The sequence below is a fragment of the Acinetobacter sp. YH1901134 genome (genome assembly GCF_013416965.1).
GTDB classification, from domain to species: Bacteria; Pseudomonadota; Gammaproteobacteria; order Pseudomonadales; family Moraxellaceae; genus Acinetobacter; species Acinetobacter amyesii.
Genome location: NZ_VPEW01000013.1, coordinates 31,158 through 51,123 on the forward strand (window position 1 = coordinate 31,158; position 19,966 = coordinate 51,123).

The following is a 19,966-nucleotide window of genomic DNA, read 5'->3' on the forward strand; positions in this document are numbered from 1 at the left end:
CCACTGGGTCATGCCAAAGATAATGCCTGTGCATGCTGCTGCACAATATCTTTCAGGTAAATACGCTTCACCCCATTCGCCAACATGTCTTGCCATGCATGCTGAAGCGAACCCTGTAAATCGATCCCTTTGGTCAAATCAGCAATCACAAAAGTTTCAAAACCAAGCTTACGTGCATCCATTGCCGTCCATGCAACACAGAAATCCGTGGCAATGCCCACCACAAAGACTGTATCAATACCACGTTCGCGCAAATAGCCCGCCAAACCTGTTGAAGTTTTCTGATCTGCTTCCATAAAAGCAGAGTAGCTGTCGATATGCTGATGAAAACCTTTACGGATAATCAGCTGCGCCGTCGGTAAATTTAAATTAGGATGCAATTCGGCATCCTGTGTGCCTTGTACACAATGCGTCGGCCACAATACTTGCGTTCCATAATTCAGCTCTATGCTGTCATAAGGTACATGCTCAGGATGATTTTCAGCAAAAGAGATATGGTCGGCTGGATGCCAATCTTGAGTCAGCACAATATTCGTAAAGTATTGCCCCAGTTGATTAATCCCTGGAATAATTTGATCGGCATTGGCAACAGCCAACTGACCACCCGGGGTAAAACCATTTTGTACATCGACCACAATCAGCGCTGTATTTTTTTGCATATCTCTCCATCCGTTGTCATGCATTTTCGGCGACTCTACTGATTCGCTCATATTTTAAAAGCCTTAGTATTCAGTCCTGTGCATAAAAATAAAATGACTGTCCTTCCTGACAATACCGATACTTGGGCAAATGCTCAACCAGCCGCTGTGCAAATCGTGGGTAAATACGGGCTTTTCGCCGAGTCGAAGCATGAAAATAAAAATATCGCGGTTGATGTTGAAAGATATATTTTAATAAATGGCTGCGTGTCTGTTGCATGACCTCAAACGCATTAATCTTTTCAGCAACATCTTCTAGGGTAGGTTCATCGGCAAAGGCCAACCACGCATTTTTTCTCGGCTGTTGGCGATGTCTTTGAAATACAGGTTTGAGTTCCAAGATAAATTCGTGCTGATGTAGATACAAACTAAATTCACGTTGATCAACTTTAAAAATTGCGACCAGTTTTCTTGCTGACATAGCCCCTCTACGTTGATTTTTTGTTTTTTCTTTCTGCTGTATTTTTACATAAAATACATTTATTTATATTGGTTTAGAGCATTAGTGCGACTTCTATTGTCGCCATAAAAAAAGCCCGCATGATGCGGGCTTTTTTTGATATGGCATGTTCCTTATGATGGAATACGACGTACCAATAACAACATAAATATTGCAGAGATTGCGATACATGGAATTGCCGCGGTAATCACCCCTGCCGCACCAAAACCTGCTGCCAATAACTGACCCGCAATTGCAGGGCCTAACATTGCACCGACACGACCAACGGCTGAAGCTACACCAACACCCGTACCACGTAACTGTGTCGGATACACGATACCACCGAAGGCATACAATACGCCTTGGCAACCAATCACGAATGCACCGACTAAAGCTGACGCCATGTACATTTGAGTCAATGAACCTGCACCATTCAGCGCAAATAGACCTGCCAAAATACCGCCGTACATCAAAATGATCACATAAGCTTTCTTCCAACGATCAGTCAACATACCTAAAATGATCGTACCAATGGTTGCACTCACCATGAAGTAGAACTGCGCAGTTGCACCATCTTTACGAGTGAAACCGAGTTCGGTGAACAACGACGGTAACCAGCTCAACATGATGTACACCACCATCAAGGTGAAGAAGTAGCTCACCCAAATTGAGAAAGTACGTAAACGGTTTTCTGTGTTAAAGAGGTTTTTGAAAGCACCTTGTTGCACTTCGCCATTGGCGGTCGCTTGAACCGCTTGATCTTTGGCTTTCAAGAATTCACGCGATTCGGGCAGGAACCAAATCATCAATGGAATCACAACAATCGGTAATAAACCGCCTAAATAGAAAATATTTTTCCAGTTTGCACCGAAGTCCGTCATTGCAACTAATGACAAGATTGCCGCACCCACAGGCATACCACAGTACATCAAACCGACTGCACGGCCACGATTTTGTGGCGTTACCGCTTCAGATGCCAAGGTAATTAAAATTGGCATTGCTGCACCTAAACCTGCACCTGCAAGAAAACGTACAGCGAGTAAGCTATGGAAGCTATTTACCCATACCGTACATAAGGTAAAGATGGCGAACATCCCCGTAGACCAAATTAATACTTTTTTACGGCCCATTCGGTCTGCAATCCGACCACCCAACAAAGCACCAGGTAATAATCCTAAAATACCGGCACTAAAAAACACCCCTAGCTGCGAGCTATCCAGCCCGAAATATTCACGAATCCCTGCTGCTGCAATACCTGCAGCCTGAATATCCAGACCTTCGATTACGGCAATAAGGAAGCAGATTGCTACCGTGACAATAGCATGCTTATTATCTGACTTTTCCATTGGAGAATCCTTGTTGTCATCAGCGTTCAAATTAAGTCGCATCATCGCTGAGCCTTATAAAGGATATAACTACCAATAAGTTGAAGCCTTTCGTCCAAAATTGGATTACGTGCATGGTGTAATAGTTTTTGTGCTTTAAGTCACAAAGTCGTAAAAACAATTAAAAATTTAAAATAAAAAAATATGAATCGTGCAATGAACAGTCAAATCAAGCGATCTTTTTAAACACTCATAAAAACATGTCTATTTCTATTAGATATAAAAAAGATTATTACCCAAGTTTTTAACAATCATTTGTAATAAAACCCGAGCGAATTGATATAGTTTTTAAATCTTTAGTCATTGTTATTTAATCTTAAATTCTGATTAAAAAGCACGGAATACACATAGATCAACCTTTTGCTGATGATTTAATCAATCCCATCAACCATGCCAACCCTCTCGATTGAATAACACATTTTCAAGATTCAGCCCTTGCTGAACAATTTTCAGGCTGCAAAAAAACCGCTATTTTACACTTGATTGTTTTAAGTTTGATTTGTATAAAGAATTTTATGGCTTTGACCAAAGCATATTGTTCTTATGCGTTTGATCAGTCATAATTTGCGTAAGCATTATTCAATTTGGGTATAGCCCAATGAACATGCTACAAATCAAAATTCGAAACCATCCAGAAATCAATATTTCATCTTGTCGGATGGACAAATAGGATAGCTTTTCAAAATGACTCAGCAAGCTCAGACCATTCAAGGTTCAATTGTCGCAATCGTCACCCCAATGTTTGAAGATGGCAGCGTAGATTGGAAGAGCCTCGAGAAGCTGGTTGAGTGGCATATAAAGCAAGGTACTAACAGTATTGTTGCTGTAGGGACTACAGGTGAAGCTTCTACCTTGAGCATGGCCGAACACACTCAGGTGATCAAAGAAATCATCCGTGTGGCGAACAAACGCATTCCAATTATTGCCGGCACAGGTGCAAACTCAACCCACGAAGCAATTGAACTCACCAAAGAAGCCAAAGAATTAGGTGCAGATGCGGCATTATTAGTTACACCATACTATAACAAACCTACCCAAGAAGGCCTGTATCAACACTACAAAGCGATTGCTGAAGCTGTTGATTTACCTCAAATTCTGTACAATGTACCTGGCCGAACCGGTGTAGACATGCACAACGACACCGTGATCCGTCTTGCTGATATTCCACAAATCGTGGGCATTAAAGACGCCACTGGCGATGTTCCTCGTGGTCAAGAACTCATTGAAGGCCTTAAAGGCAAAGATATGGTGGTGTACTCAGGTGATGATGCAACGGCTTATCAGTTAATGGGTTTAGGTGCTAAAGGCAACATTTCGGTTACTGCGAACGTGGCGCCAAAAGAGATGAGCGAAGTGTGTGCAAGCGCTTTGGCGGGTGACGCAGTTCAAGCCGAGCAACAAAACAATACTGTTGCAAATTTACATCAAATTTTATTTTGCGAATCGAACCCAATTCCTGTGAAATGGGCACTTCATGAGATGAACCTGATTGAAACAGGCATTCGCTTACCATTAACACCCCTTGCAGAACAATATCGTACTCCGCTTCGTGAAGCACTCATCACTGCGGGCGTTATCAAATAAAGAAGAGCAAACATCATGCAATTACGTTTAGGACTTAGCCTGGCACTTTCAGTATTTACATTAGCCGGTTGTAGTTCACTTGCCTTTAATAATGGCACACTGGACTATAAACAAACCACAGATGTTGAACCGCTGAAATACCCTGAAGGGTCGATGGTTCGTCCTGCAACGCCTTTGTATCCTGCTCCATCAGTTGACCCACTAGCAATTGAGCATGCACCAAAGCTTGAAAATAAGCGCGGCAATCGCTATGCCCTTCCGCGTCCAGCCGCGGAAAAAAATAATGTCGTTGCAGATTCCTCAACAGACAGTACAAATATTAGCCGCCCTCAACTATTGGTGGATGGAAATCAAAATCCACTGATCAAAGTTGAAGGAAATTCTGCTACAATCTGGCAATACACACTTGCTACCCTCAGCAGCCTTAACCATACCATTGTTGGTCAGAGCAAAAACCGTTACGAAGTAACCGTCAAGGTCGATCAGCAGACCTATGTCTTAAGACTATCTTCTGTAGGTTCAAGCAATAACATCGCTGTGTTCAATGCCGATAACAGTTTTGCAGACAAAGAAAAAGCTGCAGATCTGTTAGCTCAGATTTACCAAAATTGGCCAGCCTAGTCGTACTAGGCATTTTTTCTCGAAAAAGGTTCCCTCATGTTAAAACAAACCTTGCTCTATACTGGTAAAGCGAAATCTGTTTATGAAACAGATAGTTCTGACCACCTCATCCTAGTTTTCCGTGACGATGCTTCTGCATTCAACGGTGAAAAAATTGAACAACTGGATCGCAAAGGTAAGGTGAACAACCGTTTTAACGCCTTTATCATGGAAAAATTGGCTGCGGCTGGTATCGAAACTCATTTCGAAAAACTTCTTTCTCCAACTGAAGTTTTAGTGAAAAAATTAACCATGGTTCCTGTAGAGTGCGTAATTCGTAACTATGCAGCAGGTTCACTTTGCCGTCGTTTAGGCGTTGAAGAAGGTAAAGAACTTACTCCGCCAACTTTCGAATTGTTCTTCAAAGACGATGCGTTAGGCGACCCAATGGTGAATGAATCACAAGCGATTGCATTAGGTTGGGCGACTGCAGAACAACTCGCTCAAATGAAAGAATTGACTTACAAAGTAAACGAAGTACTTAAAGGTCTATTCGATGCAGGCAACATGCTGCTTGTTGACTTTAAACTTGAATTTGGTGTGTTCCACGACCGTATCGTACTAGGTGACGAATTCTCTCCAGATGGCTGCCGTCTATGGGACAAAGACACTAAGAAAAAACTCGACAAAGACCGTTTCCGTCAAGGTTTAGGCGGTGTGGTTGAAGCTTATGAAGAAGTTGCTGCACGTTTAGGTATCGACCTTTCTGATATCTAAGTCGTTCATCGATTTAAAAAACCGAGCTCTTTAGCTCGGTTTTTTAATGAAATATTACTCGATTAATCCATGATCGAAAAAACAAATGTTAACCATAAAAAACCTCTGTTTCACATTTACCCAAGTTCACACTAAGATAGCTACATACCAGGCAGCACTAGGATCTATAAGTTTCCAATGTGTATGCCGACCAGATTTTCCATCTACCCTCTAGGATGTATCTCCCCAAAGACATCCTATTTTTTCAGCCCAGCTCGCCTTGAGTTGGGCTTTTTTTTGCGTGAAATAGACATAAAAAAAGGCGCCGCAGCGCCTTCCCATTATGATCATTCAAATCATTGTTGCTGTTGTTGTTGCATCCAACGTCGTTGCTGCAAACGCTCACCTTCGACTTCACGTTTATTGCGTGCAGACTCATACAGCTTAGTGCCTTTTAGTTCAGGCGGCATATAGTCCTGCATGACAAAATGTTCAGGATAATTATGTGGATATAAATAGTCCACGCCATAGCCTTGCTCTTTCATCAATTTGGTTGGCGCATTTCTCAAATGCAATGGCACGGGTAAATTCGAGGTTTTTTCTGCCAAATCTAAGGCTTTATTGATGGCCAAATAGGTGCTGTTACTTTTAGCACTGGTTGCCAAATATACCGCACATTGCCCCAAAATGATTCGACATTCAGGCATACCAATTGCCTGCACAGATCGGAAACATTCTCCAGCCAACAGTAAAGCATTTGGATTTGAGTTGCCAATATCTTCAGATGCCGCAATCAACATACGACGGGCAATAAAAACAGGATCTTCACCACCTTTGAGCATTCGAGCCATCCAATACAAAGCGGCATCTGGATCACTGCCTCGAATCGACTTAATAAAAGCCGAAACTAGATCATAGTGCTGTTCGCCCGATTTGTCATAGCGTGCAATATTTTGCTGCGCAACTTTGACTACTACCGCATTGTTAATGATATTCTCTAAGTCTGGCTCAAACGTACTGGCGATTAAATCTAAAAGATTTAATGCTTTACGAGCATCACCTGCGGCAAATTGAAATAAAGCTTCATATTCTTCGATTTGAATATAACGCTCTTTTAAAAACGAATCTTGCTGAATGGCTTGATCCAATAAGCGCTGAATTGCGTCATTATCCAGAGCATTTAAGGTATACACCTGACAACGCGACAATAAGGCATTATTAACTTCAAATGAAGGGTTTTCTGTGGTTGCACCAATCAGGGTGATTTTGCCCTTTTCAACTGCATTCAGTAATGCATCTTGTTGTGACTTATTAAAACGATGAATTTCATCAATAAACACCACAGGTGTCAATAAATCTCCACCATCGGCGATGATTTCACGTAACTCTTTCACCCCAGTATTGAGCGCAGATAAACTAATAAATGGTCGGTCAACAGCCTGCGCCAACAACAATGCAATCGTGGTTTTACCTACACCCGGAGGTCCCCAAAAAATAATCGATGGCAAATGCCCTTGGTCAATCATCTGGCGTAACGGTGCATCTTCACCCAGAAGGTGATCTTGTCCAATAATTTGAGATAAATCATGAGGACGCATGCGTTCAGGAAGAGGAATTTGGCTGTCTGACATCTTATTATTTCGTTTCCGGCAATTGGGGACGTTTTTTCTATTCTAACACTGCCTTGGCAGAATCTTTGCTTTATTCGGTATTCAATTTAGGAGGGTGGTTTAATGTCGTTATTTAAGTATCTTGCATGTAAAAAAGCTTAGGCGAATGTTAACTATAATGTAACAAGACATCCTAGCCCTTATTGATCAAATTAAAGTATCATCGGCAAGATATCCCATTTTAGACTTGCCTGACCCAATTGGACAGATTGTATGAAGCAATCAACAAAGCAAAAGCGAATCGTTCAAGTTCAACAAGGCATTGATCTACCTATAAATTTATTTCAAAAAATGCCCCAAGCCAAGAATATACAATTACAAGATAATCAATTCGCTGAATTACGAGAAAAACTGAATAGTCGTAATCAAATGTTAGATGCTAGTGTCGACTGTATAAAATTATTAAGTCTAGACGGTCAAATTCTGCATATGAACCGCGCGGGATGTTTAGCTCTGGGCGTATCTCCAACTGAAACTGAGTTTGGTATGTCTTGGCATAAATTACTGCCTGAAGAAGTCCGTGACGCGTGTTTGAATGCTTTTGCCGAAGCCAAAGATGGCAAAATATCTCGCTTTGTCGGCATGAGCCAAGTAGCAGATGAACCCTTGGCTTATTGGGATAATATGCTCAGCCCAGTATTCAACGAATATGGCCAAGTCAAAGAAATCCTCTGTGTATCACGTGATATTACGATACAGCGACTTGCAGAAAATAAACTTCAACGCATCATTGAACGAGATGATTTAACAGGTTTATTAAACCGCCGTGCGTTTAGTCGAGTATTTAAAAGCCAATTAAAAGTGGCGCGAGAACATCAGCAACAACTGGGTTTGTTATTAATCGATCTAGATTATTTTAAGCATATTAACGACACCTTAGGTCATAGTGCAGGAGACCATTTACTGCATGCCCTTGGGCAGCGTTTTCAGCACTGTTTTGATACAAATATTGTAGTTTCACGTTTAGGTGGCGATGAATTTGCCATTTCCATTCCAAATTTAAAATCGCAACAACAATTACAGAATTTTGCCAGCATCGCCTGTCAGCAAATGGACATGCCCATTTTCTATAATGGGCAAAGTATCAATATTGGTATGAGTATTGGCTGTGCGATCTACCCTCGCGATGCACAAAATACCTCCAATTTACTTAAATGTGCTGATATTGCGCTAAATGATTTAAAAAGCAGTGGTCGTGGTGGTGTACGAATGTTCAACCATACTATGTTCAAAACCCTTGAAAATACTACTCGCCAATTAACGCTTGCACGCAGCTTGATTAAGTCCAATCAAATTATTCCGTTTTATCAGCCCAAAGTTCGTCTTTCTGACAGTCAAGTTATCGGCTTTGAAGCCTTGTTACGTTGGTATGATAAAGACCAACAATTACAATTACCTTCTCAAATTTTTGCTGCATTTCAAGATTATGAATTGGCTTCACGCATTAGTGAAACAATGCAAATTAAAATCTTTCAAGATATTCAAAAATGGATTGAACTTGGACTGCAACCGCTACCGATTTCAATAAATGCTGCACCTGTCGAATTTTTACGTGATGATTATGCGGAAAAACTACTGAATCGCTTAAAGCAGTTTGGTATATCACCAGATATTATTGAGGTCGAAATTACCGAGCAAAGCCTGTCAGAACGTGGCTCAAATTATGTGATTCGCGCTCTCCATTTATTAAAAGAGCATGGCATACACATTTCTTTAGATGATTTTGGTACAGGTCATTCATCATTAACACGTTTGAGTAATTACCCTGTCGACTGTATTAAGATAGACCGTAATTTTGTGGAACGCATGCATACCGACTGTTCAGCACTTGCCATTGTCAAAGCGATTACCCAAATTGGTGCGAGTGTTTCCCTGAATATATTAGTCGAAGGTATAGAGAAACCGGAACAGGTCGATACCTTAAAAGAATGTAATTGTCATACTGGACAAGGTTTTTACTTTTATCGCCCGCTCAGTTATGACCATGCGATGGAACTTTTGAGTCACTAAAACTTGTGGAGCATGACACGATGACACTGAAGTATTTAGTCAGTGCCTGTCTGGCAGGCCAACCCGTTCGTTATGATGCCAAATCGAATACACAACAAGCGATTTGCCAACTGATGCAGACTCACCAAGTCATTACGGCCTGCCCAGAAATGATGGGCGGCCTGAGCTGTCCACGTTTTCCTGCAGAAATTCAAAATGGTCAAGCCACTGATGTGCTCAATGGTACAGCTCAAGTTAAAGATGTTTTGGGGACAGACGTTAGTGCTGAATTTATTGCAGGTGCTCAACGAATGTTAGAATTGGCCCAATTACACAAAGTTGATGTTGTTGTCTTGAAAGATCGCAGCCCGTCTTGCGGCAGCCATTATATTTATGACGGCAGCTTTACCCGTACGAAAATTGAAGGCTATGGAGTAACCACAGCACTCCTCAAACAGCACGGTTTTCAGGTTCTGTCAGAACAAGACTTTCTGGCTATGATACAAGATCAACTCTAGATCCAAGATAGAGCGTATCTGTGTCCTTTAGCGTACCCAACGTACAATATAATCTTCAATATCGTCAGGGTTGACGTCTTCTTCACTGATGCAACGCCCTGCGGCAGACTTTCTTGCCTTCAAAATACTGTCACGATTTCCCGTCACTAGATGATGCCAACGTGGTAAATCTTTACCCTCAGAAATTCTACGATAAGCACAGCTCGGTGGTAGCCAATGAAATTGGTGAATCTGATGTGGGGTCAGCTGTATACAGTCTGGAACATGTGATTGACGATTTGGATAATCGGAGCAAGATGCCTTTTCACAATCTAAAAGTTTGCATGCCACTTTGGTGTAGGCAACCTCATGAGTATCTTCATCTTCAAGCTTAATTAAACAGCAAAGTCCGCAACCATCACAGAGTGACTCCCACTCCAAATGGTTGAGTTCAGTCAAAGGATGCTTTTTCCAAAAATGTGGGCGTAGAGTATCGGTCATCTTCTCGCTCGCAACAAAGGTGGCAGGCATATTAACTGAACCTGCACATTAATTCCTTGTTTAAGTTACCGAATATTGAACATTAAATAAACAAAAGACTACAGAGTAGGTTTTTTTAGCCTCTTATAATGAGCATACAGAATAAAAAATCACATGGAGATAAAACTATGTTCCGCTGGGCTATTATTTTCGCTGTAATTGCATTGATTGCGAGTCTGCTAGGTTTTGGTGGTGTGGCAGGCTTATCCAAAGACTTTGCTGTTATTCTTTTGGTTATTGCAGTTATTCTCGCAATTGTTGGTTTCCTCTCTCGAGGAAAAGTTTAGGCGACGGATTGTATGTCGTTTTAAACTACAAATTACCCCCTTAGACTCATGGATAAGAAACGTAGGTTTTTATCATCTTGAGTGTCAATGAAAAAAATAAGAGCCTATGGGCTCTTATTTTTTTTTCATACACGTAAACTTACTACGTTGTATGGTTTTAGCTTTATGGTTTTAAATGACGTGGTCTAAAGCCTGTTGCAATTAAGGCGATACCATAAGCAGCAACTCCAATCACACATAAGATGATCACTTCCGCGACACGCATCCACGCAGATACATCACCGTTGTACCATGTTAAGCCATACCACAGAGCAGCAATCATCACAGCATTGGCTATCGCAAACTGAATCACCAACTTTTTCCAATGTGCGCCAAAGCGAAAAATATTGCGCTTATGTAAATAAAAATACAGCATCCCTGCATTCACCAATGCGGAACCAGAGGATGCCAATGCCAAGGCCATATGCTCAGCATGCCAATCAATCAGTTTAAAGAATCCAATAAACACCACGTTAAGAATGGCATTGGCTGCGACCGCCATTAAACCTACACGTACAGGAGTTTTGGTATCTTGTTGCGCATAAAACCCTGGTGCAAACACTTTAATGAGCATGAATGAAATCACACCGGCACTCATACATTGCAATGCCAATGCGGTCATCTGTGTATCTTCAAAGCTAAATTGACCACGTTCAAATAAGGCCTGAATAATAGGTGTAGAGAGCATGAAAAGCGCAATACTTGCAGGCACACCCACCAAGATAATGACCTTAGCTGCCCAATCAATCATACGACGGAATTTTTCTTGATCTTGTTCAGCATGACGTGCAGACAATGACGGTAAAATTACGGTACCTATCGCGACACCAATTAAGCCCAATGGCAATTCGGTCATCCGTTCGGCACTGTATAACCATGACACCGAACCATCTTGCATGAAAGACGCCCAAATGGTGTTCAACAGTAGGTTGATCTGCGTCACTGAGACACCAAACAGTGCTGGCAGCATCAACTTCATGATGCGATCAACACCTTCGTGTTTGAAGTCAACTTTCGGTGGAATCAGTAATTTTTTACGCCACAGCTCTGGAATCTGAATCGCCAATTGCAAGAAGCCTGCCGCGACAACAGACCAACCCAAAGCCATAATTGGCTCAGCCATATAAGGGGTTAACCATAGCGCACCGGCAATCATCGCGACATTAAGTAACACTGGAGCGAACGCAGGTGTACTGAATGAGCCATAACTATTCAAAATACTGCTGGCAAATGCCGTTAAGGACATAAACAGTAAGTAAGGAATCGTTAGGCGGAACATATCGGTGGCTAACGCAAACTTGTCTGCATCACCATGAAAACCCGGTGCATAGATATAGATAATCGCGGGTGCGGCCACCATCGCGATGAATGTCAAGCTAGTCATCACCAGACCTAAACAGCCAAAAACACGGCTAATCAGAATCTGGACTTCGGCATGGGTTCGACTGGTTTTATATTCAGTCAATACAGGAATAAAGGCTTGTGAAAATGCCCCTTCTGCGAATAAGCGCCTAAAAAAGTTAGGAATACGAAAGGCAACCACGAAGGTATCGAAGTCTTTACCTGCACCAAATACATTTAACAGGACAATATCCCGTACCAGTCCCAATACACGGGACAACATAGTCATTGCACTGACAATGACTGTCGAACGCCAAAGCGCCATCAGTAATTCTCACTTTTGAAAGTGCGCCTATTGTAATGAAACTCGTCAAGGAATTTCATTGGTTTATTAAACGCAGTGTGTATTGTTTATTTGTTTTTAAAATGATGCAGCTGCTGACGAAAAACGTTCCACTCAAAAAATGGACCTGGATCAGTTTTACGTCCCGGTGCAATATCTGAATGCCCTGCAATATGTTGTTGAATTTTAGGATAAGCCTGTTGTAAACATGCCACGACCTCGGTCAGCACGGCATATTGTGCAGCCTCAAAAGGTAAATCATCACTTCCTTCGAGTTCAATGCCAATCGAATAATCATTACATTCTTTTTGTGCTAAATAGGTTGAACGACCTGCATGCCAAGCCCGATCATTAAAATTGACGAACTGTAGGACTTCGCCCGTGCGCAGGATCAATAAATGTGTCGATACTTGCATCCCTTCAATGGTTTGAAAATAAGGATGTTTCGACCAATCCAACTGATTTTGGAAAAATTGTTCGATATAACCACCGCCAAACTGTGAAGGTGGCAAACTAATATTATGAATGACGACAAGCTGAATTTCGGTATCTTCAGGACGCTGGTTAAAATTCGGTGATGGAATTTGACGCGCACCTAGCAATTGCCCATCCTGCACCTGAAATGTTGTTGCTTGTGACATAAAAGAATCCTGTGTCTAAGCCGGCCTGCAATGCTGCAGATCAAAACGCCGAGCCCTACTTGAAAGGTTTAATGCTAAAACTTTCACATTGAAATCTCAATTCAAGTCTGTGAAAGTAGTTAAAAATCGCTCATTTTTTCAGGAACAATGCTAATATAACGCGCACATTTTCTCGGGTTAAAAAGATACGGAATTTCTTATGAGCATATCGCAATCTTTGCTTGAACAATCTATCCAAATCAATATTCAACACGCACTACAAGAAGATATTGGCGAAGGCGATATTACAGCCCTGTTAACTCCAGAAGATGAACAAGCCACTGCAACGATTATCAGCCGTGAAGAGATGATCTTGGCGGGTCAGCCTTGGGTTAATGCACTCATTCAAACTTTTGATGCAAGTGTACAAGTCACATGGTTAAAAAATGATGGGGAACGTGTCTCAGCAGGTGAGGCTTTCTTAAAATTAGCAGGTTCTGCGCGTAGTTTACTCACGGTTGAGCGTCCAGCCTTAAATTTTATACAAACATTATCTGCAGTAGCGACTAAAACTGCTGCCTATGTCCAGCAGCTTGAAGGTTTGAATACTCGTTTACTCGATACCCGTAAAACCTTACCAGGCCTACGTATTGCACAAAAATATGCAGTAGCTGTCGGAGGTGGTCAAAACCATCGCTTAGGTTTATTTGATGCGTTTTTAATTAAAGAAAATCACATCATGGCAGCAGGTGGCATTAGCCAAGCTATTGCTAAAGCGCATACCATTGCTCCGGGTAAACCCGTTGAAGTGGAAGTCGAAACTTGGGACGAACTCAACCAAGCGTTGGAAGCAGGTGCGGATATTGTGATGTTGGATAACTTTAGTCAGCAACAAATGATTGATGCCGTCAAACATGTGAATGGTCGCTGCAAACTTGAAGCCTCAGGCAATATCACTATTGCAAATTTACGTGAAGTGGCAACGACAGGGGTCGATTATATTTCGATGGGTGTGCTTACCAAAGATGTCACAGCGATTGATTTATCGATGCGCTTTAATGCTTAAATGTTACCAAAATTAAATCCATTTAAAGAAGGGTGCTCATCAGCACCCTTTTTAATACGATTCCTTTTAATCATCATCCTTATCTTTTGAATCCTCTTCTCGGTCTTCATCCTGATCATCACGATCGTGATCAGCTTTAGCATCCCGATCATCATCATTTTGCTCATTGTCATGATCACGATCTGATGACAAAACAGAGCGCTCTTTATCCTCATCCTTTGAATTAGAACCATCACAAGCACTTATCGCTAAAAGTCCCAATAATGAAAAACCGATCAATAACGCTTTCATTATTTTCTCCTTGTTATTGTGTTCTTCACACTGTGCTGAAACTTTGCTGTCAACAATAGCGCTTTTAAGTTTTAATTTGTCAGTTGATATTACTCATCCGACTTAAAAATAAAAAAAGCACCCGAAGGTGCTTTTATCAACTTAAGCTTTAGTCATATTACCAACCCAAAGCTTCTTGTTGTTTTTTGATCAATTCTTGAATGCCTTTTTCAGCCAATTCAAGCATTTCATTACACTGTGTACGTGTAAACGGTTTGTCTTCTGCTGTGCCTTGAAGTTCAATGAACTCACCAGCTTGTGTCATCACTACGTTCATGTCTGTTTGGCAGCTTGAATCTTCTTCATAGCAAAGATCAAGTAAAGCTTCGTCTTGATACATCCCTACAGAAATCGCAGCAACGAGACCTTTTAATGGATCTTGTTTAATTTTTTTATTTTCAAGCAAGACATTCATTGCATCGACCAAGGCAACTGCTGCACCTGTAATTGATGCTGTACGTGTACCGCCATCTGCCTGAATCACATCACAGTCGATGCTGATGGTATTTTCACCCAATTTTTTCAAATCGACCATCGCACGTAAGCTACGACCAATCAGACGTTGAATTTCTTGAGTACGACCGCTTTGTTTACCACGTGCCGCTTCACGGTCAGTACGTGTATGTGTTGAACGAGGTAACATACCATATTCAGCAGTCACCCAACCCTGACCTTTACCTTTAAGGAAACGCGGTACTGAGTTGTCGACACTTGCAGTACAAAGAACTTTTGTATGACCAAATTCAACCAATACAGAACCTTCCGCATAACGTGTGTAGTTACGGGTAATTTTTACTTCACGTAATTGATCTAATGCTCGTTGGTCGATACGCATGATGAGTCCTTAATCTGACAAAATTGATTGCGGTACATTATAACAGAAGGTACAGCCAGATTCGGGACGCATTCGTGCGCATTTACAAAATCCATTCATCCAAGTTTTGATAGGCCCATCGTACGACATCAGGAAATTTGTTAGACTGAAGCCACGCAAAATTCAGGACGAATTGCATGTCGATACGGGAAGAACGTAAGCAACAAAGTCGTAAAGCTATCCTTGATGCAGCGCTTGCATTGAGTACCACAGGCCGTTCTTTTAGCAGTCTGAGCTTACGCGAAATTTCCCGTCATGTCGGCTTGGTTCCTGCTGCGTTTTATCGCCATTTTCAAGACATGGACCAACTCGGTTTGGAACTAGTCGACCAAATGGCCCTGCACCTTCGGAATGTCCTCAATCAACTGAGTCAGCAATGCTTTCAAGCACCAGATGCACGCACACGACAAAGTCTGGATTATTTATTTCATGCCGTTGAGCAATTTCCTGAGGCATGGATGTTTCTTATTGCTGAACGTTGGGGTGGTTCAGCATTCTTAAGACAAGCCATTACTCGTGAGTTTAATTTTCTCAGTACCGATTTGGCCCATGCACTGGCTCAAGTTGAAGCGACTCAACATATTCAATCCGAACAAGAGCTCAAAGTATTGGGACAAATTTTGTTTGAATTGGCCTTAAGTTGGGCCATGCAGTGGATTGACTTACATCGACATATTGACCTTCCACAACGTACTGATGCGCTACAACAATTTCGCCGCCAAGCTCAGACTCAAGTTCAGCTCTTATTTCGTGGCATCTTACATTGGGATCGATCTTTGGCTCAAATCTCTGATCCACAAAATTTATCGCCATAAAAAAGCCGCATCGAGTGCGGCTTTTTTATGATATCTGTTATTTCGCTTTGCGTTCTTTATCAACAAGGAATTTCACGATTTCAACGGTACGTGCATCTTCACCTTGTACGATGTATTTACCATTGACGGTAATCGCAGGCACGCCGCTCAATTGATATTGAGCCGCTAAGCTTTTCGCTTGAGCAATTTTTGAAGACACAGCAAATGATTTAAATGTGCTGTTAAATTTCGCTTCAGGAACACCATAACGGGTGTAGAACTTAGCAAATGCGCCTTGTTCTAAGATATTTTTTTGACCCACATGAATGTCATGGAACAATTGTAAATGTGCTTTTTGACGAACACCCAGTGCTTCCGATGCATAGTAAGCACGCGCGCCTTGTTCCCAAAGTGGATTCATTGCTGCAGGTGTACGGACAAAACGTACATCTTTAGGCAATTGCTTTAACCACGTTTGCATATGCGGTTCTAATGTAAAACAATGTGGGCAGCCATACCAAAAGAACTCACGGACTTCGATTTTACCCGGACGTTCGACTTTAATCGGTTTTGGAATAACTGTGTAATCAGTCCCCGCGACAAATTGCGCTGCCATCGCACTGCCAGAAAAAGCCAAAATAGCTGTTGTAATCGTGCCTAAAAGGAATTTTTTCATTGAACTTATCGTCCTCAAAATCATTATGATTAGTTTATGGCAACACTATAAATCAAATCTGTCGATTTCGTTTTCATTCTGTGAACTTTTTTAAGGCTTTTATCGCTTTTTTTTCAGGACGCGCTACACTAACTCCCATAAACTTTTTTCTAAAATATAAAGACTTGATTGAGGTGCAACCGATGTCGCAATTGAATGTTGATCCACAAGAAATTGCCAAATTTGAAGCTTTCGCAGCCATATGGTGGGATCAGCATTCTGAGTTCCGCCCTTTGCACATGATTAATCCCCTGCGTTTGAACTGGATTGATGAGCATTCAAATGGTATCACTGGCAAGAAAGTATTAGATGTTGGCTGTGGCGGCGGTATTTTAGCTGAAAGCATGGCACGTCGCGGTGCGCAAGTATTGGGTATCGACATGGGCGAAGCGCCATTAAATGTTGCACGCCTACATGCCGAACAAGAAAATGTGCAAAATATTGAATATCGCCAAGTGCCTGTAGAGCAATTGGCAGAAGAACAAGCAGGTCAATATGACGTCGTTACCTGTATGGAAATGCTCGAACATGTACCTGATCCAGCATCAATTATTTTAGCGTGTCAAAAACTGGTAAAACCGGGTGGTCATGTATTCTTCTCGACCATTAACCGTAATCCTAAAGCGTATTTGTTTGCGATTATTGGAGCGGAATATGTTTTACGTATGTTGGCGAAAGGCACTCATGATTATTCCAAGTTTATTAAACCTTCAGAATTAGCTCATGATATTCGTCAAGCCGAGTTAAAACTCAAAGATATGACTGGTTTACATTATAACCCGATCACCAAACGCTATTGGCTCGCACCCAATGTGGATGTGAACTATATGGTTCATACGGTGAAAGAAGCCTAATGAAAGCTGTACTCTTTGATCTTGACGGTACACTGATTGATACCGCGGCTGATTTTATTCGTATTATTCAAGACATGTGCCGTGACAAAGGCATTGCGGTGGTCAGTGCAGAAGATATTCGTGTACAAGTATCTGAAGGCGCGCGTGCGATGGTCAAACTGGTCTATCCAGAGTTAGACGTTGAAGATCCTGTCTTTCTGGCACATCGTCAACGCTTTCTAGATCTGTATGGTGCTGATATAGCCGTCGATACAGACCTATTTGAAGGCATGTATCCGCTACTCGATGAACTTGAACAGTATCAAATTCCGTGGGGTATTGTCACCAATAAGCCGCGTTCACTCAGTGAAGCGTTGCTCAAAGCGTTGAATTTGACTGAGCGCTGCTCGGTATTGGTTTGCCCAGACGATGTCAGTAAAACCAAGCCAGACCCAGAGCCGATGTATTTAGCAGCCAAGCACATTCATCTAGATGCTCAAGACTGTATCTATGTCGGTGATCATCCACGTGATATCGATGCCGGTCGTAATGCGCAGATGTACACAATTCTTGCGGCTTATGGCTATTTACCTTTACAACACAAAGATGACTTAACAGCTTGGCATGCAGATTGTATAGTGAAGACTGTTGCTGAATTGCATGAAGTCATTCATGATTTGGTCATCAAACCGAAAACGCTAAACACAGCGACTTTATAACGATAGAACACAACACAATAAAACGAGGAGGTACGGATGAAATATTCAGAATATCAACCTCGCCCCGATCTGCTCAAAGATCGCATTATCCTGATTACAGGTGCGGGCGATGGTATTGGCCGTGCGGCTGCCCTCAGCTATGCCTTACATGGCGCAACCGTGGTTTTACATGGACGCACACTGAATAAACTAGAAGTGATTTACGATGAAATTGAAGGATTGGGTGCCCCCCAACCGGCGATTTTACCGCTACAACTGTCTAGTGCCTCTCCTCGTGACTATGAGCTATTGGTCGACACCTTAGAAAAGCAATTTGGTCGCCTAGACGGCATTTTGCATAATGCCGGGATTTTGGGTGAGCGAACTGAACTAGAACATTATCCTGTGGATGTTTGGGATGATGTTATGGCGGTGAACCTTCGTGCGCCTTTTGTACTGACTCAAGAGCTAATGCCATTACTGCAAAAATCTGAGCATGCCTCAGTGGTCTTTGCCAGTTCGGGTGTGGGACGTGAAGCCCGTGAACGTTGGGGCGCGTACTCGGTCTCAAAAATTGCCATTGAAGCCGTGAGTACATTGTTCGCCAAAGAAAATGAACACCCCAATATTCGTTTTAACTGCATTAATCCCGGTGCGACACGTACTGCCATGCGTGCAAAGGCGTATCCAGACGAAGATCCAAAAACTTTGCCTACGCCTGAAAGCATCATGCCTGCATATTTATATTTAATGGGTGACGACAGCTTGCATTTAACCGGTGCCAGCATAGATGCCCAAGATGAATAAGCTTAAAGCCAATTTAAAAAAGGAAGCGCGAGCTTCCTTTTTTATGTATTGAATGCCTACAAGACATCATTCACCGACTGATTTCGCGGTGTCCTCGCGAAAGTCGACTTGAGTTTTTAGCAAATTTGCCGATACTTGGGGCATTCTTTAAAAACATTGGATTGATACATGTCTGACTTTAGCAATATTACAGTGACTCCAACTGAGGATGGCATGGTTAACCTACTGGTCGATGGTCAACCGATTTCAGCAAAATATGGCATAAAATTCGACCCGAGTATCGTGGACGATTTAAAAGGCTTAGATGTCGGTCAAAATGCAAAATTATTTGAACAATTTATTTTTTCGCATACTGACTTAAACTTTGAGCATGCCTATTTCTATGTCACTTGCATTCAAAAGCAAGAAGCAGGCTTTCAAGTGATCACTAACTTTGTTTATCGCATCATTGCGCAAGATCAAGCACCGTTTGAGCATGTGATTACCAAACAAGGTGCAGCAATGACACCTGAAGATATTAATGAATTTATTCAAGCTCATATTCAAAAATCATTAACGGATTATACCGACCTGAAATACGCATACTAATTACGTTCCAAGTGACACATTTAGAACTAAAAAGGGCCATTTGATGCCCTTTTTTTAAACTCTTAGATTAGCATTTGAAATTCAACAAGCTTTGATCAATAGACAGCTTCATTACCCAACTTGCCATTGATCGTATTTTTAAATTATTTTTATAATAATATTCGGTTTTTCAAATCAAGTATAAAAGCATAGACTGTTGGCCATGACATAGACCGACGGCAAGGAGACCCAAATGGCTGATCAAACACGTAAAATTGAAACCATTCGTTCAATTGAAACCTTACAACTGACTGAAAATTTGATCTCTGCAATGGACGATGCCGAGCAAGCTGAATCTGTGGCTCAAGCGATTTATTCACTCCAATGCCTCAATGAGCAGTGGTACTAAAACCCCGAATTTACCCACCGTTTTCATTCCAGTATCTCTACCCTATTTGCCCATCAAGACTTGATGGGCGTTTTTGATCGTGCTT

Annotated in this window: 23 protein-coding genes; 13 read left to right on the forward strand and 10 right to left on the reverse strand. The window is 41.8% G+C overall.

Going from position 1 to position 19,966, the window contains the following annotated elements; genetic code table 11:
* Window positions 1–8: 8 nt before the first annotated feature.
* The 3 genes from pncA to mhpT all read right to left on the reverse strand — a co-directional run bounded on the left by pncA (window position 9) and on the right by mhpT (window position 2,483).
* Window positions 9–659, reverse strand: a complete 651-nt coding sequence (gene pncA / locus FTV50_RS12995; protein WP_180024688.1) for a bifunctional nicotinamidase/pyrazinamidase — start codon at window positions 657–659, stop codon at window positions 9–11.
* Between the two features lie 70 nt (window positions 660–729).
* Window positions 730–1,119, reverse strand: a complete 390-nt coding sequence (locus FTV50_RS13000) for a hypothetical protein (RefSeq protein WP_180024659.1) — start codon at window positions 1,117–1,119, stop codon at window positions 730–732.
* 152 nt (window positions 1,120–1,271) lie between these two features.
* Window positions 1,272–2,483, reverse strand: a complete 1,212-nt coding sequence (gene mhpT, locus FTV50_RS13005; protein ID WP_078193261.1) for a 3-(3-hydroxy-phenyl)propionate transporter MhpT — start codon at window positions 2,481–2,483, stop codon at window positions 1,272–1,274.
* 723 nt (window positions 2,484–3,206) lie between these two features.
* On the opposite strand from mhpT, the gene dapA reads away from it, so the two are divergent.
* Genes dapA through purC form a run of 3 tightly spaced genes read left to right on the forward strand, consistent with a single transcriptional unit; the run spans window position 3,207 to window position 5,483 of the window.
* Window positions 3,207–4,106 (forward strand): 4-hydroxy-tetrahydrodipicolinate synthase, encoded by a 900-nt coding sequence (gene dapA / locus FTV50_RS13010; protein WP_078193262.1) that lies wholly within the window; start codon window positions 3,207–3,209, stop codon window positions 4,104–4,106.
* A gap of 15 nt (window positions 4,107–4,121) precedes the next feature.
* On the forward strand, window positions 4,122–4,727 hold the full coding sequence (locus FTV50_RS13015) for a lipoprotein-34 precursor (NlpB) (RefSeq protein ID WP_078193263.1): 606 nt from the start codon (window positions 4,122–4,124) through the stop codon (window positions 4,725–4,727).
* 36 nt (window positions 4,728–4,763) lie between these two features.
* Window positions 4,764–5,483: a phosphoribosylaminoimidazolesuccinocarboxamide synthase gene (gene purC / locus FTV50_RS13020; RefSeq protein WP_078190626.1), complete on the forward strand. Its 720-nt coding sequence runs from the start codon at window positions 4,764–4,766 to the stop codon at window positions 5,481–5,483.
* A 335-nt stretch (window positions 5,484–5,818) separates the two neighbouring features.
* On the opposite strand, the gene FTV50_RS13025 is transcribed toward purC, so the two are convergent.
* Window positions 5,819–7,093 carry a replication-associated recombination protein A gene (locus FTV50_RS13025; RefSeq protein ID WP_180008611.1) on the reverse strand — a complete coding sequence of 425 codons (1,275 nt, stop codon included), beginning with the start codon at window positions 7,091–7,093 and terminating at the stop codon, window positions 5,819–5,821.
* Window positions 7,094–7,345: 252 nt separating this feature from the next.
* Here FTV50_RS13025 and FTV50_RS13030 point away from each other — a divergent pair, with 252 nt between their 5' ends.
* Both FTV50_RS13030 and FTV50_RS13035 read left to right on the forward strand, forming a co-directional pair.
* Window positions 7,346–9,142, forward strand: a complete 1,797-nt coding sequence (locus FTV50_RS13030; RefSeq protein WP_180024660.1) for an EAL domain-containing protein — start codon at window positions 7,346–7,348, stop codon at window positions 9,140–9,142.
* Window positions 9,143–9,162: 20 nt separating this feature from the next.
* The gene (locus FTV50_RS13035) at window positions 9,163–9,639 is read left to right on the forward strand and encodes a DUF523 domain-containing protein (protein WP_078193265.1); all 477 of its coding nucleotides are present in this window, start codon (window positions 9,163–9,165) and stop codon (window positions 9,637–9,639) included.
* A 27-nt stretch (window positions 9,640–9,666) separates the two neighbouring features.
* Here FTV50_RS13035 and FTV50_RS13040 read toward each other — a convergent pair whose 3' ends face one another.
* Window positions 9,667–10,119 (reverse strand): YcgN family cysteine cluster protein, encoded by a 453-nt coding sequence (locus tag FTV50_RS13040; RefSeq protein WP_180024689.1) that lies wholly within the window; start codon window positions 10,117–10,119, stop codon window positions 9,667–9,669.
* Window positions 10,120–10,286: 167 nt separating this feature from the next.
* On the opposite strand from FTV50_RS13040, the gene FTV50_RS13045 reads away from it, so the two are divergent.
* Window positions 10,287–10,445 (forward strand): DUF1328 domain-containing protein, encoded by a 159-nt coding sequence (locus tag FTV50_RS13045; protein WP_005006601.1) that lies wholly within the window; start codon window positions 10,287–10,289, stop codon window positions 10,443–10,445.
* 163 nt (window positions 10,446–10,608) lie between these two features.
* On the opposite strand, the gene murJ is transcribed toward FTV50_RS13045, so the two are convergent.
* Complete coding sequence (gene murJ, locus FTV50_RS13050) at window positions 10,609–12,150, reverse strand: murein biosynthesis integral membrane protein MurJ (RefSeq protein WP_078193266.1); 1,542 nt, start codon at window positions 12,148–12,150, stop codon at window positions 10,609–10,611.
* An 86-nt stretch (window positions 12,151–12,236) separates the two neighbouring features.
* Window positions 12,237–12,809 carry a 1,6-anhydro-N-acetylmuramyl-L-alanine amidase AmpD gene (gene ampD / locus FTV50_RS13055; protein WP_180024661.1) on the reverse strand — a complete coding sequence of 191 codons (573 nt, stop codon included), beginning with the start codon at window positions 12,807–12,809 and terminating at the stop codon, window positions 12,237–12,239.
* A 199-nt stretch (window positions 12,810–13,008) separates the two neighbouring features.
* On the opposite strand from ampD, the gene nadC reads away from it, so the two are divergent.
* Window positions 13,009–13,854 carry a carboxylating nicotinate-nucleotide diphosphorylase gene (gene nadC, locus FTV50_RS13060; RefSeq protein WP_180024662.1) on the forward strand — a complete coding sequence of 282 codons (846 nt, stop codon included), beginning with the start codon at window positions 13,009–13,011 and terminating at the stop codon, window positions 13,852–13,854.
* 66 nt (window positions 13,855–13,920) lie between these two features.
* On the opposite strand, the gene FTV50_RS13065 is transcribed toward nadC, so the two are convergent.
* A complete protein-coding gene (locus FTV50_RS13065; RefSeq protein WP_180024663.1) occupies window positions 13,921–14,145 on the reverse strand; it encodes a hypothetical protein in 225 nt (74 codons plus the stop codon).
* Between the two features lie 157 nt (window positions 14,146–14,302).
* A complete protein-coding gene (rph, locus tag FTV50_RS13070) occupies window positions 14,303–15,019 on the reverse strand; it encodes a ribonuclease PH (RefSeq protein WP_078190634.1) in 717 nt (238 codons plus the stop codon).
* Window positions 15,020–15,195: 176 nt separating this feature from the next.
* Here rph and FTV50_RS13075 point away from each other — a divergent pair, with 176 nt between their 5' ends.
* Window positions 15,196–15,873: a TetR family transcriptional regulator gene (locus FTV50_RS13075; RefSeq protein WP_180024664.1), complete on the forward strand. Its 678-nt coding sequence runs from the start codon at window positions 15,196–15,198 to the stop codon at window positions 15,871–15,873.
* A gap of 37 nt (window positions 15,874–15,910) precedes the next feature.
* On the opposite strand, the gene FTV50_RS13080 is transcribed toward FTV50_RS13075, so the two are convergent.
* Window positions 15,911–16,528 carry a thiol:disulfide interchange protein DsbA/DsbL gene (locus FTV50_RS13080; protein ID WP_111885097.1) on the reverse strand — a complete coding sequence of 206 codons (618 nt, stop codon included), beginning with the start codon at window positions 16,526–16,528 and terminating at the stop codon, window positions 15,911–15,913.
* A 182-nt stretch (window positions 16,529–16,710) separates the two neighbouring features.
* Here FTV50_RS13080 and ubiG point away from each other — a divergent pair, with 182 nt between their 5' ends.
* From ubiG to FTV50_RS13105, 5 genes are all read left to right on the forward strand, one after another.
* On the forward strand, window positions 16,711–17,421 hold the full coding sequence (gene ubiG, locus FTV50_RS13085) for a bifunctional 2-polyprenyl-6-hydroxyphenol methylase/3-demethylubiquinol 3-O-methyltransferase UbiG (RefSeq protein ID WP_078190637.1): 711 nt from the start codon (window positions 16,711–16,713) through the stop codon (window positions 17,419–17,421).
* Window positions 17,421–18,119 (forward strand): HAD family hydrolase, encoded by a 699-nt coding sequence (locus FTV50_RS13090; protein WP_111885095.1) that lies wholly within the window; start codon window positions 17,421–17,423, stop codon window positions 18,117–18,119. Before ubiG ends, FTV50_RS13090 begins: the two co-directional genes overlap by 1 nt.
* A 36-nt stretch (window positions 18,120–18,155) precedes the next feature.
* Entirely contained in the window at window positions 18,156–18,905 is a 750-nt protein-coding gene (locus FTV50_RS13095) for a YciK family oxidoreductase (RefSeq protein ID WP_078190639.1), read from the forward strand.
* Between the two features lie 168 nt (window positions 18,906–19,073).
* A complete protein-coding gene (locus FTV50_RS13100) occupies window positions 19,074–19,493 on the forward strand; it encodes a hypothetical protein (protein ID WP_180024665.1) in 420 nt (139 codons plus the stop codon).
* A gap of 232 nt (window positions 19,494–19,725) precedes the next feature.
* Entirely contained in the window at window positions 19,726–19,881 is a 156-nt protein-coding gene (locus FTV50_RS13105; protein ID WP_180008593.1) for a hypothetical protein, read from the forward strand.
* The last annotated feature ends 85 nt before the right edge of the window (window positions 19,882–19,966 follow it).